This window comes from Virgibacillus aidingensis, assembly GCF_010994035.1.
GTDB lineage: Bacteria > Bacillota > Bacilli > Bacillales > Amphibacillaceae > Virgibacillus_N.
The window spans coordinates 1-14,813 of sequence record NZ_WIXN01000029.1 but is presented as its reverse complement, the minus strand read 5'-3'; the positions used below and the strand labels follow the sequence as shown (position 1 = coordinate 14,813).

Sequence of the window (14,813 nt, the reverse complement as noted above, 5' to 3'; positions counted from 1 at the left end):
TTCCGGCTGATTATACTTGCAGTATAAAGAAGAAAGATTTAATATAAGCAAATGGGGGTGGGGAGAATCGATATTTTAAAAACAATAAAAGAACGACGGTCCATACATACCTTTAAAAAAGCAGAAGTAGATGCCAACATATTAAAAGAAATTTTCACATACGGATCCTATGCACCGTCTCATTACATGAAGGAGCCATGGAATATAAAAATATATCAGGAAGGAGGGAAGATCAATTTTGTTGATGCCATTATGAAAAGCTATCAGCGGATTGGCATGATTAAAAACAGCAATGATCCGAAGACATTAAAAATGATCGAATCCATGACATCTTTTCTTATGGCTATACCGCATCATGCCGTAATTTATTTTGAAAAAGAGGATGACCAGATACGCTGCGAAGAGGAATACTCCTCTGTTGCGGCATTTATCCAGAATGCACAGCTTGCTGCATGGGAATATGGTGTAGGCATGCTATGGACAATTACACCTTATATGCATGATCCGCTGTTTGCAGAAGAGATTGGACTGGCTCCTGAACGTTTTAAACTGGCTGCAGTTATGCAAATCGGGTATCCGGACCGGGTGCCGAGGGATAAAGGGAGAACGTCAATAGAGGAGAAACTGGAGTTTATACGGGAATAGGCATTGAAGGCGTTTGCAGTTATGCTTCATTTGGATTAGTGACATCAGATAGAAATAGATGAAACTCTATGAAAACAATTACTGTCTAAGAATGCTTTAAGATTCCTATTGAAGCTGCCCTGGACAACATCCATTCCACCCTATAAAAAAACGCCCAAACCTTCTGAGGTTCAGACGCTTCAATCCATTATTCCGTTAAATCCTTAACATAATTCACAACTTCCTCTGCCGTTCCCATTGCCAGAATCTCATCCTTGCGGGCAGCGAGTTCTTTTTTGGACAGGTCACGGATTTGCGTGCGCGCCGGCAAGATGGATGTGGCACTCATGCTGAATTCATCCAGTCCCAGTCCGAGCAATATGGGAATGGCAATAGTATCGCCGGCCATTTCACCACACATGCCAACCCACTTTTCTTCAGCATGTGCTGCTTCAATAACATGATGAATTAAATTTAAAATTGCCGGGTGGTATGGCTGGTACAAGTAGGATACCTGTTCATTCATCCGGTCTGCGGCCATGGTATATTGAATTAAGTCATTGGTGCCGATGCTGAAGAAGTCTACTTCCTTGGCAAATTGTTTAGCAGTAACAGCTGTGGATGGAATTTCTACCATAATGCCAATTTCAATATCATCGGAAACATCCACACCCTCCTTAGTTAAAGCTTCTTTTTCCTCCAGCAGCATTGATTTCGCTTGTCGGAACTCCTCCAAGGTGGCGATCATAGGGAACATAATCTTTAGGTTGCCATACACGCTGGCTCTCAGAAGCGCACGCAGCTGCGGCCGGAACACATTTTCATTTTCCAGGCAAAATCGTATGGCCCGAAAACCTAAAAACGGATTCAGCTCTTCAGGCAAATCCAAATAATTTAATTCCTTATCCCCTCCAATATCCAATGTGCGGACAACAACCGGCTTTCCGTCCATTTTTTCAAGCACCGATTTATAAGCATCAAACTGTTCTTCCTCTGTCGGAAGTTCATTTTTCCCCATATATAAAAATTCCGTCCGGTAAAGTCCTATTCCTTCCCCGCCGTTATTTAACACCCCGTCAACATCCTCAGGTGTACCAATATTGGCTGCAAGTTCCACCTGTTCCCCGTCTTTGGAAAAGGTAGGCTCGTCCTTTAATTTTGCCCACGCTTCTTTTTGTTTTTCATGCAGTTCCTGTTTTTCTCTGTACGAATTCAATTCATTTTCGGAAGGATGGATAATTACTTCTCCCTCGCTGCCATCAACAATAAGTACGTCCTCCGCCTCAACAGCAGTGGTTATTTCTTTTGTGCCTACTACTGCTGGTATTTCAAGTGAGCGTGCCATAATGGCTGAATGTGATGTTCTGCCGCCGATGTCCGTAATAAACCCTTTTACATAATCACGGTTTAATTGGGCTGTATCAGATGGGGTTAAGTCATTTGCGATAACGATAACTTCTTCATTAATTAATGCCGGATCAGGAAAACTGACACCAAGCAAGTGCGCCAGGACACGTTTTGTCACGTCCTGAATGTCTGCTGCACGTTCGCGCATGTATTCATTATCCATATTTTTGAACATATCTATAAACATATCGGCAACTTCCTGCAATGCTGTTTCCGCCATGGCATGATCCGTGTCAATTTTTTCTTTCATCGGATTGATTAATTCCGGATCACTTAATACAAGTAAATGGGCCGAAAAAATTTCAGCCTGCGCTTCCCCGATGCTCTTTTTTGTATGTTCTCTGATTTTTTCAAGCTCCTGCTTGGAAATATCCAGCGCTTTGTCTAATCTTTCTTTCTCTTTATCAGGGTTATCAATTGTTGTTTTTTCAAAGGAAAGATCCGGGGCCTCCAGACGGTATGCTTTTGCGATCGCTATACCGGAGGATGCTCCGATTCCTGTTATCTTTTTCATTGCCATCAACCTTTCTGCAGTAATTTCTGCTACATACATTTTAAACTTTAATACACCTCTGTTACAACTATTCTGTGTGCATAGTGATCCATTTGTAAATTGCTTCATAAACTTCCAAATGATTGATTTCATTTATTAATTCATGCCGTTTACCGGGAAATAGCATGGTAGTTATGCCACTTAACCCCGCATCATCATAAAGTCCTGCTGCTCTCCAAACTCCCTTTGTATAGTCTCCAACAGGATCCTGCTCCCCGCTGACAAAAAGCAAAGGCAGATCATTCGGAATTTGCCGGTTTAATTTTCCTGATTGAATTAGTTTTATTCCTGTCATTAAATCATAGAAAAAAAGCGCCGTAGGGATAAAGCCGGTATGCCGGTCTTCTATGTAATCCCCGACTGTTTTTTCATCTTGTGACAGCCAGTCAAACGCTGTTTTATTTCCTTTGATCTTTTTATTATAATTGGCGAAAACCAAGAAATTCATTAATTTGGATTCTTCTTTGGGGGGAAGTTTCCTGGCGATCTCTCCGGCTAGGAACAGTTTCCAATTGGGTGTATAGCCGGTTCCCGATAATATGGCACCTTTTATGTCTTCACCGTATTTTTGTACATAATGCCTTGCCAAAAAGGATCCCATACTGTGCCCGAATAAAAAAATGGGTATGTTCGGGTAATCAGATTGAATTTCCTTCGTTATCACATGCAGATCTTCTGCAGTACGCTGAAATCCATTTTTATCTGCAAAGTATCCCATTAAACCTTGTTTTTCCCCAGTTTGCCCGTGTCCGCGATGGTCATTCCCATAAACGACTATCCCTTGTTTCACGAGAAAATTGGCAAAGTCGTTGTACCGTTCAATATGTTCAATCATCCCGTGGGCAATCTGGACAACCGCAAATGGCATTTTATTTGCTGTATCCCATTTTTTCACATATACTTCTGCTCCATCGTCCATGGTAATCCAAAATGATTTTTCCATATAAAACTCCTTTCCTTACAATCACTTTATATCAATTATGATCATAAATATTCTATCCGTCTACTATCACACCTAGTAAAAAAGACTCTATTTATAAAAAAGGCCTTGCTATGGAAATCATATATATGCTAAAGTAATGTATAGGCAATTGTCGGCTATAGAGGGGGTAGCAGGAAAACATGTCTGGATTTATTAATGTTTTATTGGTAATCGTTGGAATTATTATGATCGTTCTTATTCTATTGCAGCCAGGAAAAAGTGCAGGGTTATCCGGTGCTATTTCAGGCGGAGCGGAACAACTATTTGGAAAGCAGAAAGCACGGGGAGTAGAATATATTCTCCATCGGGGCACGATTGTAGCAGCCGTAGTATTCTTCATTCTGGCCTTTCTAAGTGCATATTTTTTATAATAAAAATTGGCTCTTATCACGATCATGTGTTAAGGGCTTTTTTATTTTTAATTACAGGGAACTTCACTTATACTATGATATTCAGGAGATGTTTATAAGGAAAGTTATTCTGGCACAGGGCGGGTTTTTCCAAAGGAATAAGGGTAATATAGGAAATAGAGCAAGAAAAAAGGAGCTGTACAGATTATGAAAGTGAAAAAACCGGCGCCGTTTACGTTTGAAGCAGGACCGCGTGCGGTATTGTTATTACATGGGTATACAGGGAATTCGGCAGATGTAAGAATGCTGGGAAGATACTTGGAGAAAAAGGGCTATACCTCCCATGCGCCGATTTACCGCGGGCATGATCAGCCCCCGGAAGAGCTTATAAGGGCAACACCTGAAGAATGGTGGGAAGATGTACAGGGTGCATACAAGTATTTACAGGAACTCGGCTATAAGGAAATTGCCGTTGCCGGTCTATCATTAGGTGGTGTCTTAGGTTTAAAACTGGCATACTCCCAGAAAACCAAAGCGGTCATCCCGATGTGCTCGCCAATGTTCTTTGACAATGAAACCCAATTAACGCACGGCTACAAAGAATATGCAAAGGAATATAAAAAGCTGGAAGGAAAGGAAGCTGCTCAAATTAATGAGGAAGTGGATGAATTAATGAGGAATTCATCTGCCTCTTTTTCCAGGCTGGGTTCCTTTATAGAAAGTGTGAAAAAGAACATAGATACCATTTATACACCTACAATGGTCATTCAGGCTAAACAGGATAACATGATTAATACGGATAGTGCCAATTACATTTACGATCATGTAGAAACAGACCATAAATCAATTCGATGGTATGAAGAAGCCGGACATGTTATTACGTTAAGCAAAGAGAAAGATCAGCTGCATGAAGATGTATATGAGTTCCTGGAAGGACTCGACTGGGAAGAATAAAGGGTAGAGTACATGGCATTTTGCCTTAAAATGATTATATCCAACAAAAAAAGCAAACAATAGATAGGAAAGAAGGTGAGCAATATGAAAGATAGAATACAAGCATATTTTAAAGAAACTGGCACGAAGCCGCTCGCGGTACATGAATTGGAAGAAGCACTCGACATTAAGGAAGCTGTGGAATTCAAGGAACTTGTGAAAGCATTAAATGAATTGGAGGATCAGGGAGAGCTGGTTCGTACAAGGAAAAACCGTTTTGGTCTGCCGCAAAAAATGAACTTGATCCGAGGCAGAATTCAAATGCATGCAAAAGGCTTTGCATTCTTAATACCGGATGACGATGATTTATCCGATATTTACATCCATCACTCAGACCTTGGTTCTGCTATGAATAATGATACAGTGCTTGTTCGCCCGGAATCAACAGAAAAAAAAGATGCCCGTGCGGAAGGCAAGGTCATCCGTATTTTGGAGAGAGCTGTGACCGATATTGTAGGTACCTATGAAGACAATAAGTCATTCGGTTTTGTCATAGCGGATGATAAACGGATCCCCAACGATATTTTCATCCCAAAAGGAAGTACGAATGGGGCCGTTGAAGGGCATAAAGTAATCGTCCGTATTACTGCATATCCTGAAGGAAGAAAAAGCGCGGAAGGGGAAGTCATTCAAATACTGGGACATAAAAATGACCCTGGAATTGATATTATATCCATCATCCATAAGCATGGAATTACGGTTGATTTTCCGGATGAAGTACTGGATCAGGCAGCAGCTGCTCCCGAAGAGATTTCAGAAGATGAAATCAAGGGGAGGCGGGATTTGCGCGATGAAGTTATTGTGACTATAGATGGGGAAGATGCCAAGGATTTGGATGATGCGGTTTCAGTTAAAAAGCTCGATAACGGCAATTTCCGCCTCGGTGTGTACATTGCCGATGTCAGTTATTATGTAGAGGAAGGTACGCCGCTTGACGAGGAAGCATTTGAACGGGGAACAAGTGTCTATCTTGTAGACCGTGTGATCCCGATGATTCCGCATCGGCTTTCCAACGGTATTTGTTCCTTGAATCCGCAGGTGGACCGGCTTACACTTGGATGTGAAATGGAAATCACACCAAGCGGGGAAATTATCGGTCATGAAATATTTCAAAGTGTGATTCGCTCCAAGCAGCGAATGACTTATACGGATGTAAATAAGATTTTAGTGGATAAAGATGAAGAAACGAGGGAGAAGTATAAGGACTTGGTTCCTTTCTTCGAGCAGATGGAAAAGCTGGCTGCTGCCTTAAACGGTAAACGGATGGGCCGCGGCGCGATTGATTTTGACTTTAAAGAAGCCCAGGTGCTTGTCAATGAAACCGGGGAACCGACGGATGTTGTTTTGCGTGAGCGTTCTGTGGGGGAAAGGCTGATTGAAGAATTTATGCTTGCTGCAAATGAAACGGTTGCCGAGCATTTCCATTGGCTGGATATTCCGTTTATTCACCGCATCCATGAGGATCCGGATGAAGGAAAGCTGCAAACCTTTTTCGAGTTTTTAGCAGGACTCGGCTATGTGGTAAAAGGCACAGGAAATGATATCCATCCACAGGCACTGCAAAAAGTACTGGAGGAAGCGAAGGGAAAGTCTGAGGAAATGATTATTTCCAAGCTGATGCTCCGTTCAATGAAACAGGCAAAATACGATCCGCAGAGCATCGGCCATTTTGGACTGGCAACAGAATTTTATACCCATTTTACTTCACCGATCCGGAGATATCCGGACCTTACTGTTCACAGATTGATTCGTACGTATTTAATAAACAAGCAGATGGATCAGAAAACTCAAGACCACTGGAAAGATGCCATGCCGGAAATTGCCCGGCATACATCAGAAAGAGAAAGAGCTGCTGTAGATGCAGAAAGAGAGGTGGACGATCTCAAGAAAGCAGAGTTTATGAAAGATAAAATCGGTGAAGAATTCTCCGGGGTAATCAGTTCTGTAACAAACTTCGGCATGTTTGTAGAACTCGAAAATACAATTGAAGGTCTGATCCACGTGAGCTACATGACAGATGATTATTATCATTATGATGAACGAAGCTACGCTATGATCGGAGAGCGTACTGCAAATATGTACCGCATTGGTGACGAGGTCACCGTAAGGGTAGCAGATGTGAATACCGATGAGCGAACAGTTGATTTTGAACTTGTACAGGCCGAAAAACCAAAAAGGAAAAAGACAATCAGAGCAAAAAAAGCAAAAAATCGCTGAGCCCCGCCGCTTCAGCGATTTTTTATCGATATTTAATTATTTTTTGCGTGAGGTAAACTTTATTGTTGACAGTGAATAATTTGTTGTATACACTGCAAAATAGGAATAAAATAAAAAGTCTGTTTTTTGCCGATGTTAAGACTCCAGGTTTTGCAGGCATAGACAGGAAACGGTCCGGTAAATGCAGCTAAGCTGTTTTATTCTATCACGTTCTATATATGTGACAGCAAATGTTGGGAAATGGTCTCCATAGGAAGTCAACATTCAAGCTAAGGCGAATACAATAAAGTATGGTGAACGTACAAAAAGTTAAAAATCCAACTGTTTTTACTCACGCAAAAGGAGGCCTCACGATTGTCAGAAGATGTACTTTTAGCATTTTTATTCACCCTTTTTGCAGGACTTGCAACAGGAATTGGAAGCTTACTGGCATTTTTTACGAAAACAACAAATACAAAATTTTTATCTTTTGCTTTAGGGTTTTCAGCAGGGGTAATGATTTACGTATCCTTTATTGACATTTTCCCAAAAGCGCAGGAATCTTTAGTTGCTGAGCTTGGGGAAGAGGGCGGTATTTGGATGACTGTTGCCGCATTTTTTGCAGGTATGCTGCTGATTGCATTAATTGACCGTTTTATCCCAAAGCATTCCAATCCGCATGAACTGAAAAAAATTGAAGATATGAAAAAACCGGGATCGGCAATAAATGATCCTGAATTGCTGAAGATGGGGGTTTTTACTGCACTGGCAATTACGATACATAACTTTCCTGAAGGGATTGCAACATTTGTATCTACTTTGCAGGATCCGGCACTTGGTCTTGCGATTGCCATAGCCATAGCCATCCATAATGTACCTGAAGGGATTGCTGTTTCTGTGCCGATTTATTATGCTACAGGAGAAAAGAAGCGGGCATTCCGTTTGTCATTATTATCCGGACTTGCGGAGCCGCTGGGTGCCGTGGTTGCTTTTCTCATCCTCATGCCATTTTTAACAGATTTGATGTTTGGAGTTATATTTGCCATGGTCGCCGGAATTATGGTATTTATTTCATTGGATGAACTGCTGCCTGCCGCTAAAAAGTATGATGAAGCACATCTTTCTATTTACGGTGTGATAAGCGGTATGGCGGTGATGGCATTAAGCCTGCTATTATTAATGTAATCTCCGGGGCAGTCCTGTTGGATTATAGGCAAATATTTGGTAAAATAATGTGCATGCAATAGTAGGAGGAAGGCGTATGCCCAAAAGACAGGGAAAAGTGATTGCCCAAAACAGAAAAGCATCCCATGATTATTTTATAGAAGATACGTATGAGGCCGGTATGGTCCTGCAGGGAACCGAAATTAAATCGATCCGGGCCGGAAGAGTCAGCATTAAAGATTCACATGCCAGGATTGACCGCGGTGAAGTGAAGCTGATTAATCTTCATATTGCAGAGTATGAGCAGGGAAACCGTTTTAACCATGATCCTACCCGAACAAGAAAATTGCTTTTGCATCGCAAGGAAATAGATAAGCTGACCGGGCTGATTCAGCAGCAGGGCTATGCATTGGTCCCTTTAAAGATCTATATAAAAAACGGATTTGCAAAAGTGCTGCTTGGACTCGGAAAAGGGAAAAAGAAATACGATAAGCGCGAGGATCTGAAACGGAAGCAAATGAAGCGGGATGCTGACAGAGCAATTAAAGAGCAAATGAGCTAGGCTTTTCAGAAAGCCGGCAAGTTTCTCGAACGGTTGTACGGTATGTACTTGATTTTTTTCGGTGATCTGTTATAATAATCTATGTAGGATCTTTAAAAAAGCTCAAGATAATCTTTGAGCGTTTCTCTTTTACGGGGACGTTCTGGATTCGACAGGGATAGATTGAGCTTTGGCTGCACGTCGAGGTTACGGCTCGTAAAACGTTATTCGCCTAAATATAACTGGCAAAACTAACAATCAACCAGCTTTAGCTGCTGCATAAGCAGTACTGAAGCGATCCTTCCTGCATTTGCCTGTGATGCAGATTGAAGGGTCTCAAATTAAGCAGGCTATACTATCATCCACCGTCTGAGGATGGTAGTTGAAACCAATCGGACTAGCTGCCTTAAAGCCTGTTGGCAGGCTGACAGGACAGTGAATGATAATATGCCGACTAAGCGTGTAGATGCCTGAGTGGCGATATCTCTGGACGTGGGTTCGATTAGACAATAGTCGCCTTTTGTGGCAACACAAAAGTGAGAATTCGGCTTTATCGGTGAAACCTAAGTTGCCGGCAGGATTTACTTCGGCAATAGGGCAATACCGAGTGGTATGTGGAGCAATCCAACAGCCATGTATCGACTTATAGGCTGCCTTCTGGGCAGTACTAGGATACGAAATGCTGCCTCGCCAAGGTAAATATAAATTTCGTATAAGACGCCGAAGGACCTGAACTATTCAGTTCGGGTTCAAGATATAGTCAGTGCCATGACGAAAGCATGGAATAACATGTCCCACCGTCTCCACCAATACATATGTTGGTGGTTTTTTATTTGGATAATCATTCGAGCCGCCAAACGATGAAATTTATCTGGCGGCTTTTATTTTGCAGGAATGCTGAAAATAAATAAACTACAGTGCGTGTACAGCATTCTTTATCATGATGAAATGTTATCCAAATATCCTTAAGAAAGGCTGTAGAAGATAATTCCATAAAGTTTGGCCATTAAAATGGTTTATTTACCTCTAAAAGATGATTTAGTTAATGGAATGACTTTGCTTTCCCCCTTGCATTCTCGTCCTCGATTACTCTATTTTATTCATGGTCATGTTCATGGTCATGCTCATGTTCTCCATCTATTTTGTACCTCAAATAATCATAATTATCCGTTGGCTCCCGTTTTGTTATTGTTCCATGTTCATCTGTATAGATTTCATATTCCCTGTACACTTCCACAATGTAGCCGTCATCCTCTGTTGTATCTTCCAGAACCATTTCAACCGAAGAGAAGGCAGGAATATTCTCTTCTTCAAATTGTGTGCTGGCTTCCTTTTCGTCCTGTGCAAGATCATTCATTAAATTTACACCTTCATGATCTTCCCAATTAGCAGGCGAGTCCAGAAACCCAACTAGTATGATCAGTCCAAGTAAAGCAAGCATCGCTAATCCTGTTTTCATTTTAAAGCCTCCTTCCTTAACAAATACTTATGAATGAAAATTCACAGGTAGTCCAATTTTTTCATCCAACGTACTAATTTCCGGGAAAATAAATGGGGAAGATCTAAAAAAATGATAGAAAAACCAGTTTAGCCTCTGCAGCAAAATGAACGAAGTAAAGGGTTGAATCTTGAAATGATTTAAGCCTATATACCTAACCAGAAAAAGAAAGCGATCACCGAATAGTTTAGCGGGTTCACTTTCAAATGGTGATCCCCGACTCCCTTCGATGCCAGGCAAGCAACAGAAAACTTGCCTGGTTTTTTTTACCTGCACCATTCCATTTATATTAAAATAATAAAGCGTAATGCGAGTTACTGCTCCTCACCGCAGGCTTGTCCTACATACGGATTTCTTATCCTTGTAAAAAGTTTTCCCTAAAAACAAATGCCCCCAAAAGGGAGCATTCTCTGCTTGGCTTTTATTAATAGCCTCCGTATCCACCGTAAGATGCACCAATAATGATCAGCAAAATAAACAGCACGACGATTAGTGCAAAGCCACCGCCGGCACCAGCACCATAACCATAACTCATTATAGAACCCCTCCTTGTAATAAAATGAGAGTGTACTCCCACTGACATCCTATGTAGGGAGTCTGAATTTGTATAGACATTAGTACAGTATTATAAGAAATTTGGTATTTGGCCATTACCCAACGGTATACTAGCATTTTCATTACTATGCGCCTGCTGCTGTTTATGTGTTTTTGGTGCCGTTAACATTATTTCTTCGGATTCGGCCAGGTTCACTCCGCAGTAGATAGCTGGGCTTTTTTTAGCACAAATGCCCCAAAAACATGGGGGCATTTGTTGGAAGGTTTATTAGTAAGCTCCGTATCCGCCGAAGGATGCACCAATAATGATCAGTAAAATAAACAGCACCACAATTAATGCGAAACCTCCGCCGGCACCATAGCCTGCACCATAACTCATTTCAAAATCCCTCCTTGTAAAATAAATGAGAGTGACACTCCCACTTTTATCCTATGCAGGGCTTCCATAATTGTATAGTCACCAGTGCTGAACTGTGAGATAATCGGGTAATTGTTTATCCGCGAACAGCAGTAAGAGGATCATGATTATTGTACATCCTGTTTTTGCTATATCAGCGGGCATGATTTGTGGTCCTTTCTGGAAGTGCAGTTTCCCTGTAAAGCACCGGGAGACCATAGCTTCATACATGCGATCCGCCCGTTCCATCGACCTGGATAATAACGCTGCTGTCAGTTCCCCATAAACTTTTACTTTTTTTATCCCAATGCCTCCGCAAAAGAACCTGGATTTGGCTGCTGTTTGCATTTTTTGAATATCTTCGAGAAATAAAAAGACATAGCGATAGGAAAGGATCAGTACTGTGATAAAAACAGCTGGAATTTTTAAGCCTGCCAAACTATTTATAAACTGATCAATTGATTGTGAATCCAGAATAATGGTAATGACCGTCATGGAAATAAAAGCCTTCATGATGATGAATAAAATAAATACTGCATTTTGAGTGTGAAAAGACAGATCAAAATTGAACAGCAAAGGGACGGTCATTAATAAAAGAAATGGTGTAATGATTAAGTAGCGTTTTAACAGCAAAATAAGAGAAATTTTCATCAATACCAGTCCGGCAAAGGCAATGGCAAATGCAATGAAAATGACAGATAAATTTGTAAAGCTGATCACGGTAAAAATATAGAACACTGCAGCAATTAATTTTGCCCGCGGTTCCCAGGATGTTGCCCATTTTGGTATCATTGTTAATGTATCTGGCTCCTGGTCAGTCATTTTGCATTCACCTGCCTTGTAACTGCAATTATTTCTTTCTCATCACAAATATAGTTATCGCTGCACCGACAAGCAAACCGGAAAGGAGCATACCGATTAGAGAGAAAAGAGAAGACTCATTCGTATCCTCCTCCTGATCCGTATCTACGAGCAATGTGGATGTAAGGCTATGGGATTCGTATTCTTCCCCCTCCATTGTTCCGCTCTCGTCAAGTTCCATATTTGCTTTAATAAGCCATTTACCCGGCGAGTCAAAGGCTAATTCAAATTGTCCATTGTTATCTGAAGTTGTTTCCAGCACTTCCCGCTCCGGACCATATGCACTTATGGCGGCATTTTCAGCATGTTCCCCATTTAATAAAATGGTTCCCGTAAATGTTCCGGTGGAGAATGTGCTTGTGTCAGTTTCAGGTACAATTTCCAGATCCAATGTAATTAAATCTTCGTGAGAAGTTGCCGAATTACCAACATGGTGAACAGTTTTTGCTGTTTGTACGCTTAATTGAGTTACTCCGCTATCAGGAGTATATGTACTCGGTTCTCGCATTCCCCAAAAGGTATATGTGCCATCCCCTTTAAGGGGGACATAGGCTCTTGCCTGAACACCGATTCCTTCCAAATCCAATTGCTCTGTATCCCCGTTTGGATATTGAACATGGAGTTCTAAATCTTCTATATCGGCACTATCGACATAATCACGAATATGCCCCCAAATAACATCTGCACGTAATTCTTCGCTATCTGTAAACTCTTCCACCTGTATAAACAGTTCATGTGCGGAAATTTCCTTTGAGAATAAAAATAGGCTGAATGCCAGCATTAGTCCCAATAATAATGCAATCTTTCTCATTATTTCTCTTCACCTTCCCCTGGTTTTCTATTGGTACGCGAAAAGAAAATAGCAGCAAGAAACAATAAGATAGAGATTCCGAATATAGCTCTCACAAAAAGTGGAATATCGTCCAGAATTGAAGTTTCTTCTTCGTCTGTCCATGTTGCCCGGTGTCCCATGCCATCATCTGCTGTAAGACGATGTACTTCCAATTCCCTTTCATAATTTAATATGCCGTCTTCATCAGCCTCACTTTCAAATAAAATATCCCCTTTTGCATCATAAGCTGTGACAAGCGCTGCACCCGCAGCAGTTCCATCATCATAGCGAACGTGAATGATTCCTTCCTCCTCATGTTCAACAAGCATCCTGTGGGCAGAAGCTGATTGTGGGTAGAGCAAGACAAGAAAGAATGAAACAGTACAGAAAACCAATAAATAATCCGTCCATCTTCTACCCATCCTTGTTATTCACCACCTCTTTATTCAAGTTGATATTTTTAAACAAGCCCGGTTTCATGGCATACAAATGTTTAACCGCAAAACCGGTCAGTACACCTTCCAGTAATGCGAGAGGGAGATATGCGAGAAACACGATGCGTATTACGGAAAAAGAACCATCTGCATAGCGCTGATCGGAGAATAACAGCAGTAAGGTAAGTAATAAAACACCAGCCATAACAGCAAAAAAACCGCCTATAAATCCTTTGAGAAATAATGGGATCTTTTTCATTAATGGAAGGCTCCAGTAAACAAGAAGTGCAGGGATCGACATTAACAGCGTATTAGCGCCAAACGTACTGATGCCGCCGTGCTGAAACAGGACCGCCTGGAGAATGAGTCCAATAAAAATCGCAAAAGGAGCCCGGCGTCCCAAAACCAACCCGAGGAATCCACCCAGTAAAGGATGAACAGACGTGGGGCCGATCGGGATATTAATTAATGATGCAACAAAAAAAGCACCTGATAAAAGGCTGATTTTCGGAATTTCCTCTTCCTTCGTACCCTTTAGGGAGTAAGCAAGGACACCCAATGCTCCCGCAGTAGTTGCCACGGCAACAGATATACTTATGACCCCGTCAGCAATATGCACGGCATGTTCTCCTCCTCGTTACAAAGCTGCCCGATTCGCAAAAGTGGTGCATAATAAACTATATTAAAGGGAACGAAATTTTATGTTTGATTTGGTAGTTAATAAACTATATTTTACTAAATAAGCCTCTTCACCTGTATGTAGCATATGCCGGTACTTTAAAATTAATTGATTCGTGTAATAATAAGGACTAAAATAAGCCAATACTGTTCTTATTCTTTGGTTAAGGCTAAACTTCACCTCTCTAATTGAATGTTTGAACATAAAACAATATCTGCACACAGCAAAGGCTTATTCATTGGTAAACCCTGCAAGTCCCCTTATTAATGATAATTAACGGTTCGTGTCGCCTTTAATTAAGGATAATCGTGTAAATGAATGAAACAAATACATAACCACCAAGCAATATATATTTCGCCCTACTTGGGTTTGAGTCTTCACAAGGAAGTGTTTTTTGCATATATTGTAGAAAGTTCATGAAGATAATTTATTGAGTTTGCTGCAGTTTGCAAGCCCGAGGTAAAAATTTGAAAAAACTTCATCCTTCTTCTTTTATTTATATTCGCAGTACTCTCTTAATTTATTTGATGATTTTACACTATTTAATATTAACTCGTAAATTACTTCTTTATCTTTTTTACTCATTTTTTCGTTATCTAAACATCTACTATATAAACTGGTCATTTCTCTTGTTTTGCAATAACACGTCATTAAATCTTCAATATTCACATAAACTACTCCTCGTATATTATATTTAGGCTCTTCATTCCAGCCTATAAATTCCTTAAAAACCTGTTTAGTATATGT

16 protein-coding genes and 1 other RNA gene are annotated in these 14,813 nt (G+C 40.9%); 7 read left to right on the top strand and 10 right to left on the bottom strand.

The annotated features are described in order from the left end of the window. The first annotated feature begins 57 nt into the window (after positions 1–57). On the top strand, positions 58–645 hold the full coding sequence (locus tag GHD25_RS18215) for a nitroreductase family protein (protein WP_240452419.1): 588 nt from the start codon (positions 58–60) through the stop codon (positions 643–645). A gap of 187 nt (positions 646–832) precedes the next feature. Here GHD25_RS18215 and ptsP read toward each other — a convergent pair whose 3' ends face one another. Together ptsP and GHD25_RS18205 are read right to left on the bottom strand one after the other, a co-directional pair. Next, positions 833–2,545: a phosphoenolpyruvate--protein phosphotransferase gene (gene ptsP / locus GHD25_RS18210; RefSeq protein ID WP_164219552.1), complete on the bottom strand. Its 1,713-nt coding sequence runs from the start codon at positions 2,543–2,545 to the stop codon at positions 833–835. A gap of 67 nt (positions 2,546–2,612) precedes the next feature. After that, complete coding sequence (locus GHD25_RS18205) at positions 2,613–3,527, bottom strand: alpha/beta hydrolase (RefSeq protein ID WP_164219550.1); 915 nt, start codon at positions 3,525–3,527, stop codon at positions 2,613–2,615. Positions 3,528–3,706: 179 nt separating this feature from the next. Here GHD25_RS18205 and secG point away from each other — a divergent pair, with 179 nt between their 5' ends. From secG to ssrA, 6 genes are all read left to right on the top strand, one after another. Continuing rightward, on the top strand, positions 3,707–3,937 hold the full coding sequence (gene secG, locus GHD25_RS18200; RefSeq protein WP_164219548.1) for a preprotein translocase subunit SecG: 231 nt from the start codon (positions 3,707–3,709) through the stop codon (positions 3,935–3,937). 186 nt (positions 3,938–4,123) lie between these two features. After that, on the top strand, positions 4,124–4,870 hold the full coding sequence (locus GHD25_RS18195; RefSeq protein ID WP_164219546.1) for an alpha/beta hydrolase: 747 nt from the start codon (positions 4,124–4,126) through the stop codon (positions 4,868–4,870). 84 nt (positions 4,871–4,954) lie between these two features. Further along, complete coding sequence (rnr, locus tag GHD25_RS18190; protein ID WP_164219544.1) at positions 4,955–7,126, top strand: ribonuclease R; 2,172 nt, start codon at positions 4,955–4,957, stop codon at positions 7,124–7,126. 354 nt (positions 7,127–7,480) lie between these two features. Beyond that, positions 7,481–8,290, top strand: a complete 810-nt coding sequence (gene zupT, locus GHD25_RS18185) for a zinc transporter ZupT (protein ID WP_164219542.1) — start codon at positions 7,481–7,483, stop codon at positions 8,288–8,290. 76 nt (positions 8,291–8,366) lie between these two features. After that, entirely contained in the window at positions 8,367–8,831 is a 465-nt protein-coding gene (smpB, locus tag GHD25_RS18180) for an SsrA-binding protein SmpB (protein ID WP_164219540.1), read from the top strand. A gap of 141 nt (positions 8,832–8,972) precedes the next feature. Continuing rightward, positions 8,973–9,315: a transfer-messenger RNA gene (gene ssrA, locus GHD25_RS18175) on the top strand. A gap of 591 nt (positions 9,316–9,906) precedes the next feature. On the opposite strand, the gene GHD25_RS18170 is transcribed toward ssrA, so the two are convergent. From GHD25_RS18170 to GHD25_RS18135, 8 genes are all read right to left on the bottom strand, one after another. Continuing rightward, a complete protein-coding gene (locus GHD25_RS18170) occupies positions 9,907–10,269 on the bottom strand; it encodes a hypothetical protein (protein WP_164219538.1) in 363 nt (120 codons plus the stop codon). 463 nt (positions 10,270–10,732) lie between these two features. Beyond that, positions 10,733–10,843 carry a YjcZ family sporulation protein gene (locus GHD25_RS18165; RefSeq protein ID WP_164219536.1) on the bottom strand — a complete coding sequence of 37 codons (111 nt, stop codon included), beginning with the start codon at positions 10,841–10,843 and terminating at the stop codon, positions 10,733–10,735. Positions 10,844–11,131: 288 nt separating this feature from the next. Then, on the bottom strand, positions 11,132–11,242 hold the full coding sequence (locus tag GHD25_RS18160) for a YjcZ family sporulation protein (protein ID WP_164219534.1): 111 nt from the start codon (positions 11,240–11,242) through the stop codon (positions 11,132–11,134). A gap of 78 nt (positions 11,243–11,320) precedes the next feature. Further along, positions 11,321–12,082 carry a cobalt ECF transporter T component CbiQ gene (gene cbiQ / locus GHD25_RS18155; RefSeq protein WP_164219532.1) on the bottom strand — a complete coding sequence of 254 codons (762 nt, stop codon included), beginning with the start codon at positions 12,080–12,082 and terminating at the stop codon, positions 11,321–11,323. A gap of 28 nt (positions 12,083–12,110) precedes the next feature. Continuing rightward, complete coding sequence (locus GHD25_RS18150; RefSeq protein ID WP_164219530.1) at positions 12,111–12,932, bottom strand: DUF4198 domain-containing protein; 822 nt, start codon at positions 12,930–12,932, stop codon at positions 12,111–12,113. Further along, the gene (locus GHD25_RS18145; protein WP_164219528.1) at positions 12,932–13,375 is read right to left on the bottom strand and encodes a hypothetical protein; all 444 of its coding nucleotides are present in this window, start codon (positions 13,373–13,375) and stop codon (positions 12,932–12,934) included. The genes GHD25_RS18150 and GHD25_RS18145 overlap by 1 nt, the downstream gene beginning before the upstream one ends. Next, on the bottom strand, positions 13,368–14,006 hold the full coding sequence (locus GHD25_RS18140; protein ID WP_164219526.1) for a CbiM family transporter: 639 nt from the start codon (positions 14,004–14,006) through the stop codon (positions 13,368–13,370). The genes GHD25_RS18145 and GHD25_RS18140 overlap by 8 nt, the downstream gene beginning before the upstream one ends. 552 nt (positions 14,007–14,558) lie before the next feature. Further along, on the bottom strand, positions 14,559–14,813 hold a 255-nt coding region (locus tag GHD25_RS18135; RefSeq protein ID WP_205601386.1), incomplete at its 5' end, for a hypothetical protein.